23 protein-coding genes are annotated in these 20,018 nt (G+C 56.2%); 9 read left to right on the top strand and 14 right to left on the bottom strand.

All coding sequences use genetic code 11. From position 1 onward, the window contains the following. Position 1 precedes the first annotated feature (1 nt). The 7 genes from ACYVHH_RS12015 to ACYVHH_RS11985 are packed head-to-tail and all read left to right on the top strand — an operon-like array spanning position 2 to position 9,437. Positions 2–649 (top strand): DNA methyltransferase family protein, encoded by a 648-nt coding sequence (locus ACYVHH_RS12015; RefSeq protein WP_427772999.1) that lies wholly within the window; start codon positions 2–4, stop codon positions 647–649. Continuing rightward, positions 646–2,298, top strand: a complete 1,653-nt coding sequence (locus ACYVHH_RS12010; protein ID WP_460565416.1) for an Eco57I restriction-modification methylase domain-containing protein — start codon at positions 646–648, stop codon at positions 2,296–2,298. Before ACYVHH_RS12015 ends, ACYVHH_RS12010 begins: the two co-directional genes overlap by 4 nt. Continuing rightward, the gene (locus ACYVHH_RS12005) at positions 2,291–4,831 is read left to right on the top strand and encodes a DEAD/DEAH box helicase family protein (RefSeq protein ID WP_460565415.1); all 2,541 of its coding nucleotides are present in this window, start codon (positions 2,291–2,293) and stop codon (positions 4,829–4,831) included. The genes ACYVHH_RS12010 and ACYVHH_RS12005 overlap by 8 nt, the downstream gene beginning before the upstream one ends. A 30-nt stretch (positions 4,832–4,861) precedes the next feature. Further along, positions 4,862–7,516 carry an McrB family protein gene (locus ACYVHH_RS12000; RefSeq protein WP_460565414.1) on the top strand — a complete coding sequence of 885 codons (2,655 nt, stop codon included), beginning with the start codon at positions 4,862–4,864 and terminating at the stop codon, positions 7,514–7,516. Positions 7,517–7,523: 7 nt separating this feature from the next. Then, positions 7,524–8,876 (top strand): McrC family protein, encoded by a 1,353-nt coding sequence (locus ACYVHH_RS11995; RefSeq protein WP_460565413.1) that lies wholly within the window; start codon positions 7,524–7,526, stop codon positions 8,874–8,876. A gap of 25 nt (positions 8,877–8,901) precedes the next feature. Then, complete coding sequence (locus ACYVHH_RS11990) at positions 8,902–9,159, top strand: hypothetical protein (protein ID WP_460565412.1); 258 nt, start codon at positions 8,902–8,904, stop codon at positions 9,157–9,159. Continuing rightward, positions 9,156–9,437, top strand: a complete 282-nt coding sequence (locus ACYVHH_RS11985) for a hypothetical protein (protein ID WP_460565411.1) — start codon at positions 9,156–9,158, stop codon at positions 9,435–9,437. The genes ACYVHH_RS11990 and ACYVHH_RS11985 overlap by 4 nt, the downstream gene beginning before the upstream one ends. A gap of 222 nt (positions 9,438–9,659) precedes the next feature. Here ACYVHH_RS11985 and ACYVHH_RS11980 read toward each other — a convergent pair whose 3' ends face one another. Further along, positions 9,660–9,872, bottom strand: coding sequence for a hypothetical protein (locus tag ACYVHH_RS11980; protein ID WP_460565410.1), 213 nt, complete (start codon positions 9,870–9,872; stop codon positions 9,660–9,662). 200 nt (positions 9,873–10,072) lie between these two features. Between ACYVHH_RS11980 and ACYVHH_RS11975 the strand changes: the two genes are divergently transcribed. Then, complete coding sequence (locus ACYVHH_RS11975) at positions 10,073–10,546, top strand: hypothetical protein (protein ID WP_460565409.1); 474 nt, start codon at positions 10,073–10,075, stop codon at positions 10,544–10,546. Positions 10,547–10,558: 12 nt separating this feature from the next. Here ACYVHH_RS11975 and ACYVHH_RS11970 read toward each other — a convergent pair whose 3' ends face one another. Together ACYVHH_RS11970 and def are read right to left on the bottom strand one after the other, a co-directional pair. Continuing rightward, positions 10,559–11,116: a nucleoside 2-deoxyribosyltransferase gene (locus tag ACYVHH_RS11970; RefSeq protein ID WP_460565408.1), complete on the bottom strand. Its 558-nt coding sequence runs from the start codon at positions 11,114–11,116 to the stop codon at positions 10,559–10,561. 55 nt (positions 11,117–11,171) lie between these two features. Then, complete coding sequence (gene def, locus ACYVHH_RS11965) at positions 11,172–11,711, bottom strand: peptide deformylase (RefSeq protein ID WP_460565407.1); 540 nt, start codon at positions 11,709–11,711, stop codon at positions 11,172–11,174. Positions 11,712–11,915: 204 nt separating this feature from the next. Here def and ACYVHH_RS11960 point away from each other — a divergent pair, with 204 nt between their 5' ends. After that, on the top strand, positions 11,916–12,998 hold the full coding sequence (locus ACYVHH_RS11960) for a TRAP transporter substrate-binding protein (protein ID WP_460565406.1): 1,083 nt from the start codon (positions 11,916–11,918) through the stop codon (positions 12,996–12,998). Between the two features lie 442 nt (positions 12,999–13,440). Here ACYVHH_RS11960 and ACYVHH_RS11955 read toward each other — a convergent pair whose 3' ends face one another. From ACYVHH_RS11955 to ACYVHH_RS11905, 11 genes are all read right to left on the bottom strand, one after another. Continuing rightward, positions 13,441–13,857, bottom strand: a complete 417-nt coding sequence (locus ACYVHH_RS11955) for a hypothetical protein (protein ID WP_460565404.1) — start codon at positions 13,855–13,857, stop codon at positions 13,441–13,443. 67 nt (positions 13,858–13,924) lie between these two features. Next, the gene (locus tag ACYVHH_RS11950; RefSeq protein ID WP_460565403.1) at positions 13,925–14,794 is read right to left on the bottom strand and encodes a DUF6731 family protein; all 870 of its coding nucleotides are present in this window, start codon (positions 14,792–14,794) and stop codon (positions 13,925–13,927) included. 672 nt (positions 14,795–15,466) lie between these two features. Then, positions 15,467–16,072, bottom strand: a complete 606-nt coding sequence (locus ACYVHH_RS11945) for a DUF4124 domain-containing protein (RefSeq protein ID WP_460565402.1) — start codon at positions 16,070–16,072, stop codon at positions 15,467–15,469. 60 nt (positions 16,073–16,132) lie between these two features. Next, positions 16,133–16,444, bottom strand: coding sequence for a hypothetical protein (locus tag ACYVHH_RS11940; RefSeq protein ID WP_460565401.1), 312 nt, complete (start codon positions 16,442–16,444; stop codon positions 16,133–16,135). Positions 16,445–16,570: 126 nt separating this feature from the next. After that, complete coding sequence (locus ACYVHH_RS11935; RefSeq protein WP_460565400.1) at positions 16,571–16,795, bottom strand: hypothetical protein; 225 nt, start codon at positions 16,793–16,795, stop codon at positions 16,571–16,573. A gap of 2 nt (positions 16,796–16,797) precedes the next feature. Beyond that, positions 16,798–17,025, bottom strand: a complete 228-nt coding sequence (locus ACYVHH_RS11930) for a hypothetical protein (RefSeq protein WP_460565399.1) — start codon at positions 17,023–17,025, stop codon at positions 16,798–16,800. Then, complete coding sequence (locus ACYVHH_RS11925) at positions 17,012–17,434, bottom strand: DUF5681 domain-containing protein (RefSeq protein WP_460565398.1); 423 nt, start codon at positions 17,432–17,434, stop codon at positions 17,012–17,014. Before ACYVHH_RS11925 ends, ACYVHH_RS11930 begins: the two co-directional genes overlap by 14 nt. A 144-nt stretch (positions 17,435–17,578) precedes the next feature. Then, positions 17,579–18,037, bottom strand: a complete 459-nt coding sequence (locus tag ACYVHH_RS11920; protein ID WP_460565397.1) for a hypothetical protein — start codon at positions 18,035–18,037, stop codon at positions 17,579–17,581. A gap of 11 nt (positions 18,038–18,048) precedes the next feature. After that, positions 18,049–18,900, bottom strand: coding sequence for a hypothetical protein (locus ACYVHH_RS11915; protein ID WP_460565396.1), 852 nt, complete (start codon positions 18,898–18,900; stop codon positions 18,049–18,051). Positions 18,901–18,997: 97 nt separating this feature from the next. Next, positions 18,998–19,435, bottom strand: a complete 438-nt coding sequence (locus ACYVHH_RS11910) for a helix-turn-helix domain-containing protein (protein ID WP_460565395.1) — start codon at positions 19,433–19,435, stop codon at positions 18,998–19,000. Continuing rightward, a complete protein-coding gene (locus ACYVHH_RS11905) occupies positions 19,435–19,695 on the bottom strand; it encodes a helix-turn-helix transcriptional regulator (protein ID WP_460565394.1) in 261 nt (86 codons plus the stop codon). Before ACYVHH_RS11905 ends, ACYVHH_RS11910 begins: the two co-directional genes overlap by 1 nt. Positions 19,696–20,018: the final 323 nt, after the last annotated feature.

Below are 20,018 nucleotides of genomic sequence, written 5' to 3'. Positions count from 1 at the left end.
CGTGACACTGGTTAAATCAAAACAGCGTGTTGTCGACCACGGCGAGGTATTTACGCCTCCATGGATGGTCGAGGCCATGCTCGACCTGGTCAAGGCCGAGAGCGAACGCATTGACGCTCGGTTCTTGGAGCCAGCTTGCGGCAGCGGCAACTTCATTGCGCGTATCTTGAGGCGCAAACTGGCTGCCGTTGAATTGAAATACGGTAAGTCAGATTTCGAGCGGCGGCATTACGCCTTGCTGGCCTTGATGTGTATCTATGGCATTGAATTGCTGGCAGACAACGTTGCCGAATGTCGCGAGAACGCCTTGGAAATATTCGTTGAATATACCCAGGCAAGCGACGAGGACGAGCTTTACTTGGCTGCCATGCACGTGTTGAAGACCAACATTCTTCACGGCGATGCACTGACCATGCGTGCACGTGATGGCCAACCCATCGCGTTTGCAGAGTGGGGCTACTTGGGCAAAGGCAAGTTTCAGCGCCGGGATTTTCGGTTGGATGTGTTGACGGGCTCTGCCAACTTCAGCGCCGAGGGATCACTGTTCGGTAAGCACGAAATTTTCACGCCCATTCAGACCTATGCGCCAATGACTATGCGCGAGCTGGCTGCGCTTGAGGCAAACAACGTGCCTCGGGAGGTCACATGAATCAACAAGTCAGTTTCACGCTGCGCGGGCGCAACCCTGATGTGCTGACCTGCATCGCCAATTTGTCAAACGACGAGGTGTTCACGCCGCCTGAGTTGGCCAATCGCATGTTGGACATGGTGGCCCAGACGTGGGCCACTGACCATGATGGAGCAGACCTGTGGTCTGACTCATCGGTGAAATTCTTGGATCCGTTCACCAAGTCCGGTGTTTTCCTGCGTGAAATCACGACCCGCCTGGTCAAAGGATTGGCAGGTGAAATCCCCGATTTGCAGGAACGCGTGAACCACATTCTGACTAAGCAGGTGTTTGGTATTGGAATCACCCGTCTGACCAGTCTGCTGGCTCGGCGCAGCCTGTATTGCTCCAAATGGGCCAACGGGCCGCACGCCGTGGCCAAGGGCTTCACCAACGAGGCTGGCAACATCTGGTTCGAGCGCACCGAGCACACCTGGGTCAACGGCAAATGCACCTACTGTGGCGCCAGCCAACAGGCGCTGGACCGGGGCGGCGACATGGAAACCCATGCTTACGCTTTCATTCACACCGACAACATCAAAACTCGCATGGCCGAGTTGTTTGGAGAGGCAATGCAATTCGACGTCATCATCGGTAATCCGCCGTACCAGCTTAGCGACGGCGGCTACGGCACAAGCGCCGCGCCCATCTATCAGATGTTTGTAGAGCAGGCCAAACAGCTTGAGCCTCGGTATCTGTCAATGATCATTCCAGCACGCTGGTTTGCGGGCGGCAAAGGGTTGGATGATTTCCGTGAATCAATGCTTTCAGACGACCGCTTGAGGTCGATTGACGATTACCTCAGCGCCTCGGACGTTTTCCCTGGCGTGGGCCTGAAAGGTGGTGTTTGCTACTTTCTTTGGAATCGTGACCATCGAGGCCTTTGCCAAGTTAGCACGCACTTTAAGGACTGGCCTGTTTCCACAGCAATTCGCCCATTGATGGAGACAGGTGCCGATGTCTTTATTCGCTTTAACGAAGGTGTTTCAATACTTAAGAAAGTAACGGATTACGAAACTGGCGCATCTGGCTCTGTTGAGTTACCAGTAAATAAAAAATTCGATGCGCTGGTTAGCTCGAGAAAACCATTCGCACTGGAAACCACGTTCAAAGGACGCAAGACAAAAAAGGCTGATGACCTATTGATTTACCAGAACGGTGGTACGGGCTATGTCTCAAGAGATTCGATCTCCGCAGGTCTGGAATATGTAGACGCTTGGAAGATTTACGTTGGACGTGCAGCCCCTGGAACCGGCAACCGAGATACCTATCCGCATCGAATTCTGAGTACGCCATTCATTGGTGAGCCAGGCAGCGTTTGTTCAGAAACCTACCTCTGCATCGGACCCTTCGCGACCAAGGCAGAAGCTGAAAACGCGCTGTCCTACCTGACATGCCGTCTGACGCGTCTCCTGATCCTGTTGCATAAACCTTCGCAGGACACCACGCGCAAGGTTTACACATTTGTGCCGAAGCAGGACTGGAGTCGGCCCTGGTCCGACGCTGATCTGTACGCCAGGTATGGCATCACACAAGAAGAAATCGACTTCATCGAGAAGGTCGTACGCCCGATGGATCTGTCGAGCGATCTGTTGGGTGAAGTCGAAGTGAGTGAAGTCGACGATGAATAAGCCCACCGTCGAGGACATCCTCGCTCCCAAACCAACAGCTAGACCCCGCATATACGCCTACTCCATTACTGACGATGCCCACGCTGGATTGCTCAAGGTAGGCCAAACCACGCGTGACGTCGCGTTGCGCGTAGCAGAGCAGTTGAAGACTGCCGCAATCAAAAACTACACCATCGTTCTGGACGAGGCAGCGGAGCGCGAAGACGGCAGCATTTTTTCTGACCATGAGGTTCGCGCAGCGTTGGTCAAAAAGGGGCTGGAAAACCCTGAGCTGGAATGGGTTCGGTGCACGGTTGACGATGTGAAGACCGTACTCACCGAGCTGCGCACTGGCCAGCGACTCACGGGTACTCACCACGAGGCATTTGGCATGCGTGCCGAACAAGCTGAGGCTGTGAACAAGACGCTGGATTACTACCAATCCATCTGGGCCGAAGATGCGAATGCAGCGCCACGCTTTCTGTGGAATGCCAAGATGCGCTTCGGCAAGACGTTCACCAGTTACCAGCTGGCCAAGCAACTGGGTGCAAAGCGCGTGCTGGTATTGACCTTCAAACCGGCCGTGGAAGACGCATGGCAGACCGATCTCGAAAGCCATGTTGATTTCGACGGTTGGCAATACCTGTCCCGAAATTCGGGCAGTGATCCGACGCAGATCGACAAGCACAAGCCCGTTGTCTACTTCGGTTCTTTTCAAGACCTGCTCGGCCGCGACGCATTGGGCAATATCAAGCCCCGCAACGAATGGTTGCACACGGTGAATTGGGATCTGGTGGTATTCGATGAATACCACTTTGGTGCTTGGCGCGACACCGCCAAGGAGCTGTTTGAAGGTGAAGACGATGCAGTAGCCAAGAAGGAGGCCAAGCTCGAATACGGCGGGGAACTCGATGGCGTCAATGAAGACTTGACCGTATTGGCCGACCAAGAGGCAGAGTTTTTACCCATCACCACGCGTGCATACCTTTATCTTTCGGGAACTCCCTTCAAAGCGTTGGCCACAGGCGAATTCATTGAAGAACAGATTTTCAACTGGACGTACACCGACGAGCAGCGGGCCAAGGCAGCGTTTTCTGATCAGTACCCTGGTCAACGCAACCCATACGGCTCGTTGCCTCAGATGCGGCTATTGACCTATCAAATGCCCGATGAACTGTTGGCGGTGGCCAGCGGCGGTGAGTTTGATGAATTTGACCTGAATGCCTTTTTCGATGCATCAGGGGTTGGCCCGAGCGCCAAATTCAAACACAAGGGTGACGTACAAAAGTGGCTAGACATCATTCGGGGTGGGCATACAGCACATTCCACTGAATTGCTGAAAGCAGGTACGCGGCCGCCGTTTCCCTATTCGGATGTGCGATTGTTGCCTTACTTGCAGCATTCTTTCTGGTTCATGCCCAACGTGGCAGCTTGCCATGCCATGGCCAATCTTCTGGCCGAGAAGCAAAACACCTTCTGGCATGGGTATGAAGTGATTGTCGCTGCTGGGACATCTGCCGGCATTGGCTTAGAGGCGTTACCACCGGTTCGTCGCGCCATTGGCAGTGGGTTCAAGAGCCAAACCATTACCCTGTCTTGCGGCAAGCTCACGACAGGTGTGACGGTGGCGCAATGGTCGTCCATTTTGATGCTGCGGAACCTCAAGTCGCCCGAGACCTATTTTCAGGCGGCATTTCGGGTGCAGTCGCCGTGGTCGATCAAAAATCCGAACGGCGACAACCCGAATGAGGAAGAAATTCTGAAGCCCGTGTGCTTCGTTTTCGATTTCGCTCCCACGCGTGCGCTGCGGCAGTTGTGCGAGTATGGCATTGGCCTGTCGCCCAATGAATCAAACCCGGAAAACGCGGTCAAGGATCTGGTGGCTTTCCTGCCCGTGTTGGCCTACGACGGCGCAAACATGACGCAAATTGATGCGGGTGGCATTCTGGATATTGCGATGGCCGGCACGTCGGCCACGCTGCTGGCCCGCAAGTGGGAAAGCGCCTTGCTGGTCAACGTAGACAACGGTACGTTGCGTCGTATTTTGGACAACCCTGATGCCATGGCTGCGGTCGAGCGAATTGAAGGATGGCGCTCTTTGGGCGACAACATCATCGAGACCATTATCAACAAGAGCGAGAAGGTCAAGGGGCTTAAAAACAAGGCCAAAGAAGGCGACCTGAGTAATAAGGAAAAGAAAGAGCTGTCCGACGAAGAGCGTGAATACAAATCCAAACGCAAGCTGGTGCAAGAGAAGCTGATCAAGTTCGCTACCCGCATTCCGGCCTTCATGTACCTCACCGATTTCCGCGAGAACACGCTGCAGGACGTTATCACCAAGCTTGAGCCAGATCTGTTTTTGACAGTCACCGGCCTGACGGTTCAAGATTTTCACCTTTTGGTCCGCCTCAAGGTATTCAACACCGAACAGATGAATCAGGCGGTGTTTGCGTTCCGGCGGTATGAAGATGCCTCGCTGCGGTACACCGGTATACCCAGCCATGAGGGGCTGACTCATTACGGACTTTATGACACGGTGGTGGCAATTGATTAACCCGATCAATGCCCATCACAGGGGGGATTTATGAACGAAACCTACTGGTTCGTCGGTGCAAGCTACGACCGCACCAACGATCAGACGCCACGCTTCCTTGCCGATGGCATTTGGGAAAACGGCTACGACGACCGTTACCTGGATCAAGTCAAGTCCATGCGTCCTGGGCAGCGCATCGCTATCAAGTCCACCTACACCCAAAAGCACAACCTGCCCTTCGATGCCAAGGGGCAGCCTGTCTCGGTCATGGCGATCAAGGCCATCGGCACCATCACCGAGAACATGCAAGATGGCAAACGCGTCAAGGTCGACTGGGAAAAGGTTGACCCGCCGCGCATCTGGTGTTTCTACACCAACCGATTGACCGTCTGGCGTGTGGAATCCACGGACTGGTGTACCGAAGGACTGATCGATTTCACCTTCAAGGGACAAGCCCAAGACATTGATCGGTTCCGCAATGCACCCTACTGGAAGGAGCGCTATGGCGACCATTCCATTGAAAACCAGTTCGCATGGACTGAGTTCTACGAAGCCTTTGCACGCAAGCTGCTGGAATACCGGCACAACCGCACACCGCTGATCTCAGGCCTGCAGTCGCTGGCGCAAACACAGCCGCTGCTGACCTACCTGACCAACGACGAAAACCCAGCGAAGAATCGCATCGCACTTGAGGATATCTGCCCCTTCACGTTGATGGGCGGTTTCAATCGCGGCAAGGTCACTCCCAAGAATCGGGCCACGATCGCCGGTCAGTTGGGGCAGATGATAGGCATTGCTGATGAACCACCGACGTCGTTCGATGGCATCCCTATCGTCAATCCACAGAATTCCTGGTTCTTTTCATACGCGTACCGCCGCAAGCCGGATGACATCGAAAAGCTTTGGCGCGTCTTTGAAGCCGCCATCAGACTGGTTGACGACGAGAACAGCGCAACCCGCAAAGAGTTCATCGAAGCCTACAACGCCGCCATACAAGTGCGAGGCACTTCCTGGAACTTGAGCCAAGGCTTGTACTGGATCTTGCCGTGGCATTACCTGACGCTCGACGGCCAGTCCCGCGACTATCTGGAATCCAAGCTGGGCATCCAGATATTGAAGCGTGGCCAGGGCGCACCCTGCAGCGCGGAACGCTACCTGGAGTTGGTGGAGCAACTCGAAGGTGAGTTCGCCAGTAATCGATTCCCCGTCCATGATTTCCCAAGCCTCTCACTGGCGGCATGGAATTTCGACCCTGATACGAATGAAGCCAAGACAACAACTGAAACGATAGATCAAGACACCAGACCCCTAGGAGGTGGCATGAGCAAGAACATCATCTATTACGGGCCACCTGGTACTGGCAAGACCTACACGCTGATGCAGTTGCTCAAGCGGGATTACGAGCGTGCCACTGCAGACGTGTCGGATGATGAGTGGCGTCAGCAGTTCATTGCCGACAATTTCTCGCACCTGAAGTGGTGGGAGGTGGCTGCTGCCGCCCTGTACGAAATGGGTGGCAAGTCGGCGTCGGCCAAGGTCAGTGACATTGCCAAGCATCCTTTCACGCAAGCTGTGGCTGCCAAGAAAGGTGCCAAACTGAGCATCATTCAGAACACGCTGTGGCGTACCCTGCAAAACCACACGGTTGATGAGTCCACCACGGTCAACATGAAGGTGCGCATCACCCCGGCCATCTTCGACAAAACCGAGACGTCGTTCTGGCAGTTTGCCGGTGATTGGCAGGATGACTGCGCGCACCTCACGGAGTTGGTCGACGAACTGAAAAAGGGCCCTGAGCCTGCCGGTGCCGTCCAGCGTTACAGCTTCGTCACTTTTCACCAATCCTACGGCTACGAAGAATTTGTGGAGGGCTTACGCCCGGTCCTGACCAGCGGCGCGGACGAGTCTGATGTGCAGTACGAAATCCGCTCCGGGGCGTTCAAAGACCTTTGCCGCCGTGCGCGTCTGGCGCCAAACCAGCGATTTGCCATGGTCATCGACGAGATCAATCGGGGCAACATCAGCAAGATCTTCGGTGAGCTGATCACGCTGATCGAAGCAGACAAGCGTGAAGGTGGCGCGCATGCGGTGACGGTGACACTTCCGTACTCGGGTGAGCCATTCAGCGTCCCGTCCAACGTGGACATCATCGGCACGATGAATACGGCAGACCGGTCGCTGGCGCTGCTGGACACTGCACTGCGCCGCCGTTTTGAATTCGTGCCCATCCTGCCCAACGCCAGTGATGAGGCAGGTGCACCACTGGCTGGTTTGCGCATCTCGCTTGATGACGAAGTCATCAACATCCCGAAGATGCTGGCGGCAATCAACCGTCGCATCGAAGCACTTTACGACCGTGACCACTGCATTGGCCATGCCTATTTCACCGGCTTGAAGCAGCTTGCCGACGGACAGGCTCAGTTTGATGCCCTAAAAGAGGTCTTTCGCAACCGGATCATTCCGCTGCTTGAGGAGTATTTCTTCGAGGACTGGCAAAAGATTCGGTTGGTTCTGGCGGACAACCAGAAACCAACTTCGGCGCAATTCATTGCTGAGAGCCCAGACCACGAAGACGACTTGATCGAGCTCTTTGGTCATGACCACGGGCTGGACACCTTCTCGACCAAGCGACGGTTTCACAAGCAAGATGCTGCGCTGTCCAATCCCAGGGCCTATATCGGGATCTACGAGGCCGTGGCGGATTGACCCTGCGATGAAGCCCACCTCCATCTACGAATTCGACGCGCTGGTGCCCACCGGGGGCGGTGCTGTCGACGTAGATGGCGTTCATTCCGTTCCGCCAACTGTGTTCGCATGGCTTGAAGCCGAAGCGCTGCGCATCGCAGACCTCGACGAGGGTTCATGGATTCGTTTGTCACAGCGCAAGGGCATGCGCGCCGTTCAGGTGACCAGCTTTGTCGGCGTCCTGCGTGCGCCCAACGGATTCCAGATTGAGGTGCTGCCGAAGGTCGGCAGGGCCATCGGTGGCGGGGCCGTCGAGGCCAGGCAGCTGTTGATCGACATGCTCTGCTGTCTGCAGCGCTTTAGGCATGTGCAGACCGACAAGGCCAAGTTGCTGGCCCGTCGCATGCCACTGTTGGAAGTCTTCATCTCCGAGTTCTTGCGGACAGTCGAACTGGTGGTCAAGCGTGGGCTTCAAAGTGACTACTCGGTCCGGCAGGACAATATTTTTGCTCTGCGTGGCAAGTTGATGGTGGCTGCACATCTGCGCCAAAACCTGTTTCGGGCGGATCGATTTTTCACGCAGTTTGATGAGTTCACCACGGACCGGCCGGAAAACCGTTTGCTGCACACAGCTTTGCAGCATGTGCTGCGATTGACCACGTCCCAGGAAAACCAGAAATTGGCCCGTGAGCTGGCGTTCGTGTTTGCAGATGTACCAGTGTCTGACCAGCCGAGTGCTGATTTTCAGAAGGTGCGCATCGATCGCAGCATGGGTCATTACGAAGGTGCCCTGGCGTGGGCGCGGCTCGTCTTGGGCAATGAGTCACCGCTGACCGGCACAGGTAATCACTCTGCCCCTTCCTTGCTGTTCCCGATGGAGGCATTGTTCGAGGCCTTCGTCGCCAAGCATCTGCAAAAGCAGGTCAGCCATGGCTTTGTGCTCAAGACACAAGCCCGCAGCCACTACTTGGTTCGCCATCAAGAGCAGGACTGGTTCCGGATGAAGCCCGACTTGCTGATTCATGATGATCATGCCAACCAAATGGTGCTGGACACCAAGTGGAAGTTGCTTGATGGCGTGAAAGCCAACGGATCGGACAAGTATGGCCTGTCACAGGCCGACTTCTATCAGTTGCAGGCCTACGGCCAGAGCTACTTGGACGGCGCTGGTGTTTTGGCTTTGGTCTACCCCAGGACCACAGCATTTGATCAGCCGCTGCCGGTTTTTGAGTTCCCGAAATCCACGGGGCTGAAGCTTTGGGTATTGCCGTTTTGCTTGAATGCCAGAAGTCTAATATTTCCCGAAATTCTCGATTTACCTCTTGTAGACAGGAATGCCAAATCAAGCAATTTGAACCTATCTGTCCACTCTTTGATGTAAAAAAGACTCCAAAAAGGATTTGCAAATGACGCCTGAATATCTGCTCGAAAAAATCGCCAGACATGGTGCAGCTGTGGAGCGCCTAAAACAAGAGCGATTAATTGGGGTTGGCGAGTTTTGCGAGTCAGGTGAAAAAACTGCCATTGCCTTTGATGCCGCCGATTTCGTTTGGGCTTATCTTGCAATAAGTGGACATCCTGGTGCGCACGAATCACGAGCAATCCGTAACCACATAGCAGAGTCGATAATCCAAGTTCTCGACCAACACCAGAGAGCCGAATGAGAGAAAAAATTTGGTATCGGATCGTCGCCGTGATAGTTTTACTACTCGCTGGGTGGCTGATCTACATGGGCCTTGGCTTAAGAGTCTTAGTTTCGGAACGGTTGGTAATTCCGGGCCAAAGCTACATCGTAGAAGATTACGGCGACTTGGGGGCCGGCCAAGGCGAAAGCCTTGTGTGCCGGTATTTCACAGGACGGAAAATCGTCACCCGCGTTTACCACTTCGCTTCAAACAACATGTTTGGCAAAGACGAATGTCCATTTTTGAACCGGGATTGAGCGCCGTCAGGGGCAGGCAACCGGGTGCTTCCTGAGACGCCGCCCCAAAAGGGTCTCACCGTTTTGCCCTCGTCTCTACGCACACGCACCCAGTATTACTCAGGGGTCGGAAGGTCGGACTCAGATAGGGGTAAACTACACAGCACCAAATGCAAAAGCCCGAACAGGTAACTGTCCGGGCTTTTTTCATGCTTCGCGGGAACGCTCTCCCCATGCGCAGCGTCACTGCGGCTCCATGCCCTTGAAATCAAACTCAAACGCCGCCAGCTCCAGAGGCTTCTTCGGGCGGACCGGCCTGGACTGACTCCACCAGATCAAGTCAGCCATGCGCTCGTCACTGTCGTTGATGTAAGGGTCTCCACCCAGGTAACGGACAGAGACGATCTCATCCACCGCGGGCCACTTGGGCTCTTCCAGCTGTACTTGGATTGCCATGCTTTCTCCATGCAGCAAGAGTGATTTGCCAATCAGGAAAATCAGAGAACCTCAAAAACTGCTATTTTTACAGAAAAAGCCATCCACGGATATCAGGGTTTGCATCAGGCCGCCCATCGCCTTTCAAGGTCCCTGTACAGAAAACCGGTGACACTCCCCTGCCCCGGTAAACTTGATGCATCTGCACATTCGAGGATCACATGCTTCGCTTTATCACTTCACTGTCCGTTGTTGCCGGGGCTGTCATTGCCGCTAGCGGGTGCTCCACGCTCACGCCGTCACGCATGGAAAGCTTCGAGCAGATACAGCCGCAGTTGCTGGGCGACCTGCCCATGCCTCAGGACGCCAAGATCGACAACGAGCAGTCGCTCATCCTGGGCGCGGGCCCGGAGTGGACAGGACGCATCGTGGCCCAGGCCACCCAGGGCCCGACGGAAATCTTCACTTTCTACCGGGACCAGCTCCCGCCGAAGGGCTGGACAGGCGTTTCATCGGTGAAGGCGAAGACGAGTGTGCTGGTGTTCACGAAAGGTGAGCGCACACTGACCGTGGAAATTGCCGATGGGGGAACGCTGTCCAGTGGCTCACGCCTGACTCTCACCGCTGGCCCGAAGGGGCTGCAAGGCACGCCGCCGCGCAACCCGAACACCGCGAACGCCCCTCAAACCCGCTGACAGGGTGCGCCATCAGGCTGACGGCCAATGGTGGCGCAGCGCCGCCAACGCAGCCTGAAGGCCCGCAAAACCGTCCTCCTGGCCATAGGCAACGGCCGTCAGGCTGTGTACCAGCATCAGATTCAAAGGCAGGCCGAAGTCTTCCACCACGCAGCCTTCGGCATCCACACCGCCGGAAACCTGAGAGGTCATGCGCTCCATCAGACTGCGCCGGTCTGGCAGATAGCCCACCACAGGCTTGCCACAAGCCAGGGCATGCGCCACCTCCCACACGGTGCCGCTGTCGGGCTCAAAGCCCCTGAAGTCGCGCAAATTGGCGACAACGGCATCCGCCGAGGCAATCAGGCGGCAATTAGCCTCGTAAATCGCTCGTGCGGGCTCATTTGAGCCCGCCACGTCGGCATCCAGCGGAAACAGCCCCTCAAAACCCAGGCTGGCACACACCGCTTTCATCTGCCGTCCCCGCTCCATGGCGTCGGGGTAAAACACTTCGGGGCCAGCCAGATACACACGGCACACCCGCCCGCCTTCGGACGGGCTGCTACGGCCCGGGAACATCGTCTTCGTCATCCGTGAAGCATAACGGGCGCGCGGCCCTTCACATCAACGGCCTTCAAGAAGCCGATCAGTCGTCATCGGCTGCCAAAAGTCCTGGAAACAGTACATCCGTGTAGCCAAACCGCATCAAATCCGTCATCCGCGTCGGGTAGAGCCGCCCGATCAGGTGGTCGCACTCGTGCTGAACCACCCGTGCGTGAAAACCGTCAACCTCGCGCACGATGCGGTTGCCTTGCTCGTCAAACCCCGAATAACGCACACGCGAGTGGCGCGGCACCCAGCCTCGCAGACCTGGCACCGACAGGCAACCCTCCCAGTCGCCTTCCATTTCACTGCCCAGGGGTTCAACCACGGGGTTGATCAGCACCGTGGGAGGCACCACCGGCGCGTTGGGGTAACGGGGGTTGGGCTGGCCCGTGCCAAAAATCACCACCTGCAGGTCTTCACCGATCTGCGGCGCCGCCAGCCCCGCGCCATTGGCTGCAGCCATGGTGTCACGCATGTCCCCCAGCAAGGTCCGCAAGGCGTCCGTGCCAAACGCCGTCACCGGCCGGGCCAGTTGCAAGAGGCGTGGATCGCCCATCCGTAAAATAGTACGTACACTCATGATGTTTATGCCTTGGTGTCACACTGCCCCATACCCTGGAACCCGTTGACCCAACGATATTGCAACTGCAGCCCCTGTCACGCCAGTCACACCCAAGGGTTTACCCTGTCTGGCATGATGGCATAGATCAACTTTTCCCCGCCGGGTGGTGGATACCCCCGCCGCCCTCTCTCCCTTCACCAGTCCCCGAGGAGTACTGTTTACATGGATCGCCGTTTCCTGATCAAGAACGCTGGCATTGCTGGCGTTCTGGCCGCAGGTGTTGCCCCCGCCGTGCACGCGCAAGCCGCTGTGCGTTGGCGCATGGCTTCGAGTTTCCCCAAATCGCTGCCCACCATCTTCGGCGCTGCCGAAAAATTCTCGGAAACCGTCAAGGCCATGTCTGGCGGCAAATTCGAAGTGTCCGTCCATCCCGCTGGCGATCTGGTCCCGGCTTTCGGCGTGGTCGATGCCATCCAGAACAGCACCATTGAGATGGCGCAGACCGCCCCCTACTACTTCACCGGCAAAGACCCCATCTTCGCCTTCGGCTGCGCCGTGCCCTTCGGTCTGACCGCCCGCCACATGGACGCCTGGATGGAGCACGGCAACGGGCGCAAGCTGCTGGACGAGTTCTACGGCAAGTACAACATCCTCTCCATGAGCTCGGGGAACACGGGCACTCAGATGGGTGGCTGGTACCGCAAGGAAATCAAGACCGTGGCGGACCTGAAAGGCCTGAAGATGCGCCTGGGTGGCGGCCTTTTCGGCGAGGCCATGGCCAAGCTGGGTGTCGTTGCGCAGAACATGCCCGCTGGCGAGGTTTTTCAAGCCCTTGAAAAGGGCACGCTCGACGCCACCGAATTCGTCGGCCCCTTCGACGACGAAAAACTCGGATTCAACAAGGTCGCGCCCTTCTACTACTACCCCGGCTGGTGGGAGGGTGGCGCGGAACTGGAATTCTTCATCAACAAGAAGGCTTTCGAGGCGCTGTCTCCCGAGAACAAGGCCATCGTCCGCGCTGCAGGGGCAGTGGCCGCCCGCGACATGACGTCCAAGTACGACGCCCAGAACCCGCAGGCCCTCAAGCGCCTGGTCGCAGCAGGCACCAAGCTCAAGCCCTTCACCAAGGAGGTGATGGACGCCGGGTTCAAGGCATCGATGCAGGTGTTCGCCGAGCACGAGGCCAAGTCCCCCGAGTTCAAGAAGATCCACCAGGACATGCGTGCTTTCCAGCGCGACCAGATCCTGTGGAGCCGCTTCTCCGAGTGGCGCTATGACAGCTACATCAGCGCGATGAAGATCTGAGCGGCCATTACTGGGCCCAATGAAAAAGCCGCCGGATACGAATACCCGGCGGCTTTTCTGCTTGTATGGGGCTGGGGTCTACTGAACGAAGAACGCAAGTCCTTGATTTTGAATAAGTTTTTTAATCATTTTCTCATCATTTGCCCCACATTGTTCCCCACATTTCGATTCACTGCACAGTCTTCAGGCAATATTGGGCAGAAAAAGACACCCGGCGTGGCAACCAGATGCAATACCCCTGAGAATGTCTAAGAAGAGGTGACATGCTGAGACTCTTTTTCGCGGGGAGGAGCGTACGCCGAGCTTACAAACCGGTGACAAACGTACCGAGTTTTAGCTAGGAGGGGAGTCGGCGGCAAAGTGTCACAGGTACTCTTTGCCAAGAGGCTTGGATATTGGAACTGAGTCAGTTCAGATTAAGTTGATGAAGTCAGCAGGTCACTCAGCCATCTTGGTTTTCAGGAACGCTTAATCGCTCAAACAGGTTGAGCAATATTTCCGCAACACGAACTAAGGATGCGGTGCTGTGGGTCCCACTTATCAAGATGGCTGTGGACCAATATTTTCCGATGGACTTGGACTCGGGTGATAAGAACAAAAATGCTGCAATACAGAGCACTGCCAAAAACAGACAACTCAGAATACCGGACCTCAAAAAGCGATGGAGGCTCAACATGTGGCCGGAGTTTTGCAAGCGCCTGCCCGTTTCGGTTGACCCCAAAGGCAAGAGGATGGACAAAGCGGTCGTCAAAAAACCAGCACTAATTGCTGACGCAGAAATAAGTGCTCCGAGCAACTCCTTGGCGAACTCCGAAGGCACATCACATTTCGCAAGGAACCAGACTGCGCCGACAGCCATGGCGAGAAGCCATGGCCCATACTTTTCAAGCTGAACTCTGAGTTTGTCCACAGCAAGTCAGAGACGATTAAATCCAAAGTTTTAGCGCACGATCAAGCAACCACAGGCGGGACTGCTCTGTGTATCTGTGATTGTGCACTACCAGTTCGCTGGCCTTATAGGTCTGCTTGACCTTGTGCCTTAGCAAGTCGATCATCTGATCCTTAACACCGGTAGTCGGGTCCTCTCCTTTGATCTGGAGCTTCGAGACATCATCGCCTTGCTTGGTCATTGACTTCACGAACTCGACGACTGTATTCACGCCCAAGAAGTTGGTTTTCTTCCTCGTCACGTTGGCACTAAGACGCAGTGTAACTTTCTTGGCTGAAGCCACGCGGCTTGCTTGGGCTAACGGAAGAGCCACTCCGTCGGCCGACGCCTGAAGCGCATCAACCGTAGTGGCGATGTCAACTGACAAGATGTTGCGCATGGAATTGAGTCTTGTCATTACTTTGTTGTCCAGCCTAGGCCCTGCTACATAGTCGAAGAATCGGTTCGTGCCGGGGTCTAGAGCATTGAGGTAGGCCATCATCCGGCTAGGACCGATCCCAATCTGGTTATGCAATACGAGCAGGATTTTCTTCGATGGCACGTATATCGCTGCAGTCTCCTCCCCGAAGTCTTCTCCCACTTGGAGATGGATGTCGCTAATCGGCGCAGTTGTTCCCAGCTTTCCTGGTCCGATATCTCGCCTTTTGGTGAAGTTAAGGTGATACCTCTCAGGGAGCGACCGGAGCGGCTCTGCAGGAACTTTGTCGATAGTGTCAAGCCGGATATCTTGACGCCACCGCTTGTCAAGAGGTAGAGACTTGAATTCATCCAGTGTGTCACTGAGCTTTTGACATTTATTCTTTGTCCACTCGACATCAAAAAGGTTAACCGTTACGAATTTACTCAAGTGGCCCTCCTTGTGGCTGATGGTTGTACTTCGGATCAATACGGTATTGTTGGGTGACGCACTTAGTTAGACCCACCCTACACCAGGCACTCTTGCCTGACTGAATCAAGCTCGGCCAGCAGTTCGCTGCTTCGGCTGTCGCACTTGATAGAGGAAAAAGTCATACAGCGATGAGTCACTGCAGCGAGATGGCGCATACTAAGTCGAGAAAAGGAGTTCTCTTTGTTATGTAGACGTGCATCTGCAAGCATGCCAGTCACTCACTATACCCGTGAGCATTTCAACGGCTTTCCTAGTCTGCCGCTGGCAAAGTAACGGATTAACCGAGGTGAACAGCGATTCTGAATTCATAGACCCTCTTTCTGTGATATGAGGTATGAAACTGCAGCGACAAGAGCCTGATACTCAAGGCAACTTTCGGGAAGTTGGAATCGACGTATCCCACATTTACTCATACTGCGTGCTGCAATGAATAACCCCACCTGTTTGTTTTTGTATTTGCTTGGAATGATACATCAAACCAGCAACTTAGAAACTGCTTCTCATCTGCAAAGGAGGGAGTCTCATCTTGACCTACCTATTGTTTGACAAAGATACCCTCGCAACGCTTGGGCAACACGCTGATACCACCTCAGGCAAAGTAATGGCCGCTTGCGATTGTCGTGAGTAGGTTCAGTGCTTGGGCGTAAAGCGTCCCGTTCGGGTGTTCACATAGCCCGCGCCGGTGTCGTGATAGAAAGTGCCGTTCCGTGGATCAATTACACCCCCAGCCACCCCAGGGAAATGCTGGCCAGTACGCAGGTCAATGGTCCCAGCGTTTGCCCTGGCCGCAGCCTCTTGCCGCTCAGCCCGACGCGCACCTGCTTGCGCCTTGACATTTGCCTTGAACAGCTTCTGTCTAAGTGTCCGGTCTGAGTCGGCCACTTCTTCTTGCTGGCGCTGTTCAGCCGCAACCATTGCGTCAAACCTCTCCCTCACAGCCTCGGCGGCACGCTCTTCTCTCTGCTGAGCAGCCAGACGCCGATTGTGAGAACCATCCAAAACGTTGGTGGGCCCTACGTTGATCACAGAGCTTTTCCCCTTGGCACAAGGACGGTCGCTCAACTCCATGGTGCCCCCAGGACCGGTGCATTTGAAGATTTGGGCGTGTGCGCCACTGGAAAAGAAGGCGATTGCCAGAACCGGCGCTAAGAGACTGATGCGCATGTGATGTTCCCCCCTGTTTGCGACATCTTCTGTGCCAAACCAGGGCGTGTCAATGCCAGCCCAAAAGCTCATGGCCAGCACCTTGTGCGACTGGGCCAAAGTGGAGTGCACCACTTGGTGCGAGATGCGCGCTCAATCTTTCGGGGTCATGCGCCCCAGATATTTCAGATATCGCTCGGCCCAGAAGTCGTCCTCACGCAGCGGGTCGCGGCGCCACTCCGTGGGCAGAGGTTGGCCCTTGAACAATGCACAGGATGCCGCCAAGGGCTTTCGCACCAGGAAGCGCAGCCAACCCTTGCGCCGGTCGCTGCGTTCAAAGCGAACAACGTAGTCCAAGTACTGCCTTTGCATCGCGGCCACGCGCTCTTCGCGGTTTATCAAAACACACCAATGCGTGGGGTGCGCGCAATGCACGTTTTGCTCCAGCGACGGCCACTTGCTCATAGCGTTGATCCTCACAGCAACAGCACACAAAAAGAGCGCCAAATTTGACCACCCTAGGTTACCGCCCTCCGCTGGGTCAAGCCTGCTACCCAGCTCGTGACTCGGAGGCTGTCAAAGCCAAATAGATCAGGTGCTGATGCTAGTGACTGTACCCGCTGCTCCGTCCTCATTTCGGGGCAGCGCATCCACAAACTGCACCAGATAGACCTTGCGGCATGGCTTGGACGCCCTCACCCTGGCAATGGCCTGCTCTTCTGTTTCGCCGTCCTGCGGAATGGCAACACCGATGCCGGGGCGTGCGATGGGCGTGACCTCTTCCAGCTTCTTGATACGTTCGTTCAGGTGGCTCATGGTCAATCCTCATCGTCAGGGGGTAACAGGTGGTCCGGCACCACCGGCCAGGCACTGGGCTTGCGGCCTATCTTGGTCAGGATGGCCGCCACGGTTTCATCAGAGCCCCAAGGAGGCTCTTTCCAATGCGCTTCGGCGTAGGCATCCAACTCTTCGTCGGTCATGGCCTGCAGGTCCACCTGGTCGGCGGTGGCTTCCAGTTTGCGCACGCGCTCTTCAAGTCTTGACATGTTTGCTCTCCAGCGCCGCCACGCGGGCGGCCAGTTCGTCCATCTCGGCCACGCGCGCCAGCGAGCCGATGGCGCCAATCAGTGCCGCACCCTGGCCGGGCGACAGTTCTCCAGCCGACACGGCGCCAAGAACCGCCTGGCCGCGCTCGGTCAAGGTGCCGCCAGGCAGGTGAATCACCTGGGCTGGGTCCACAGCGCGCAAGGGGGCAACCGTTCGCTCCAGCAGCAACCGGGCCGCTCCCAAATCCCCATCAAGTGCGCGCCCCATCAGGGTCTGCAGCAGCTCTGGCATGCGCTGGGCGATGCTCGCGCGAATCTGAGCCACCTCCCCGGTGCCGGGCTTGCGCCCCCGAGGGTTTCCGCTTTGCCCGGGCTTCCAAGCCGTGACAGTCGGTTTGCGTGTTGTCATGCCTGCTTTCCCCCTGCTCAAACAGGCTCAGACCCGCGGGCCAATTTGACCCAGGCATGCTGGCTCTTGAGTGCGGTCGACCGGCGCTCCACTAGGGAGGTGAAAGAGCTCGGTTGGTGTAATCGGTAAGTCATGGAGTGAGCCTCAGATCAAATCAGCTTGCTTGGTTCGGGCTGCGCCTGCGGGAACATTGATGGCACATTGCATGGCCGTATCAGCACGCCGTGTGGCCTCTTGGTCGAGGGGCATAAGGTCCTCGCGCCACTCGGCGGCCAGGTCTGCCAGCGCATCAAGCTTGGCCATTTCGCGAGACCAGTCCGCATCCATGTCGCCGTCGAGCCTGGTCAAGCAGCCTTCGAGGTCGCCGATTCGCTCGCACAAGGCCAGCAGGCGGCGCCGCAAGGTAGCAATGGCCCTTGCTGATTGCTCATCTGCGGCAAGAATGCCGAAGTGTTCACAGACGTGGCGCAACTGGTATGGGTGCACGATTACAGAGTGCTCGTGCTCATCACCCCAGCCGTCCTCTTGAGTCAGCATCACAGCCGGACCGTGTTTGTCTTCAACCCATTCGGCTTTGAGTTCGTGGTGTTTCAGTACTTCCATGGTCTTGTCCTTCACGCGGCAATCAGATGGCCATTAAGTCGGCTTTGAACGGTTGGGAGCTTGGGCAGAATCCAAGTTGAGCGGCAACCTACAGCGGCACACAGGTCGTCCAGGGTTTCGATGGGGCCGCCACGAATAACCATTAGGTTTCCGCTGGGTTCGCCCTTGGTTTCGGTTGGCTTTTCCAGCTTGTTGCCTTCGTGGTTGCCGGAGTGGTCAGCGACCAAAGCACTGCCAATTTCCCCTACTGGGGTGGCAATATGTAAAGGAGGTACACGCGGTGTCCTATGGCCAGTGCTTTCCTCCGTAGACTCGAAACCGGCGCAAACCCGCGTGCCTATTGATTTTTCTGGCTTTTCAGCCATAGTCACGCCGAGTCCTGGTCGTGAAGTCCACACGTCACGCGGTGTCTTGGTCGTGGCGCTTTTCATGTCACGCGGTGTCTTGGTCACTGTCACGCCGTGTCCTAGGGATTTTTTTTCTAAGGCAGCGCGAATGGCAGTGCTTTTGGGTGCCGCAGCCTGCTCTGCTTTGCGCTCCGCTTCGGCAATCAACCGCAGCCCATCTGCCACACTGATGACTTGCTTCCACTCGTTGGTGGCTGGCATTGCCGACAGATGCTTGGCTGGAATTTCGAAACACTCCCGGTCGGTGACACGATAAAGGCTGGGCAGGCGTTGTCCGTCCTTACTGCTGCCACCCTTACGGGTGATAGCGACAAGGCCCACAGCGCACAGTGCACGAAGGCTGCGAGCCAATGTGACGTGATGTTTGATGCCGCACACCTTGGCACGAGTCAGCGGCAAGGACAAATCGCCGTTGTTGTGCTGCTTCAACTCTCGAAGCAAGGCCAGGTAGGCCATCACATCGTGAGGCGACAATGCGGCAAAAGCGGCACTGTCGTAGACCTCAGAGTAGATTCGCAGACTGTGCCCCCTTGGGTCGCGGAAATCCTTCCTCTTAACCATGGTGCACCGCCGCGAACAAGCCCATTTGCTCCGGGGTCAGAGTTCGCCTGCGCGCAGCGTTCTGACGCTCTGCCTCGCGCTTGGCCTGTGCGGCCTTGGCACGACGAGCCGCCCGGGCTTTACGAACAAAAGCAACCCACTCGCGCGCACCGAGCTTCATGGCGGCTTCGATCACGTCAGGGTCCAGCCAATACTCTGAGACAGCCTGTACTCGACCATCAGCGGTACCCACCACCTTCTCGCAACGGTCAATGGTCCAGCCATGGCCTTTTCCAAGAGCATGAATGTGGTGCGCCAGACGCGTGGAGTTCGATTCGAAGACAGCTTCGAGGCCGGTGATGTGGTGCCCGTCAAGAAGGTGGGCAAGGACCTCGGCAATGACCGTGTTCTTCCGCTCAGGAAGGGCACCTGTCGCTGGGATGAGTTCCATCACACACCTCCCATTAGCCCGACCGCCGCCTCGGCCCGCTTCGCGTGCAGCCGGTTCACCAGTTCACGGATTTCGGTGTCTGCCTTGCCCGCGATTCGCGCCACACACAGCGCCCGGACTTCATCATCGGGCCAGCCAACTGAACGTTGCCCTATGGATACGGGTTTGGTCCAAAGCCCCTCACGGACCAGGTTGTAAATTGATGCGTTGGATTTGTAGCCCGCTTCCGCCTTGCAGGTTTGAATTCGCCAAATCGCCATTCGTTCCTACCTTAAACGGCCTTGGCCGTCGTTGTTTCGGTAGGTGAATGATCAAAAATCTCCCCTGTAAGCGCTATGGACAAATCGCGCTGCCATTTGTCCATTGACGTGAGAACCGTCTATTTCTTCCGTGAACGGTTGTACATCTTGATGGTCGAGTCCAATCGGCTTTCAACGATGTCTTGCACCTGCGCTGGTGTGCGCCGTTTTCCTTGGCGGTCGAGAGATTCAATAGACTCCGAAGCCATTTTTAGGTCCTTCGTCATTTCGTGTGGAACACAACACTCACAATGCTCCCCTGGTTGTTGAGCCCGGTGGGCATG

The organism is Hydrogenophaga aquatica (genome assembly GCF_054780915.1).
This window is presented reverse-complemented; position numbering and strand designations above follow the sequence as displayed.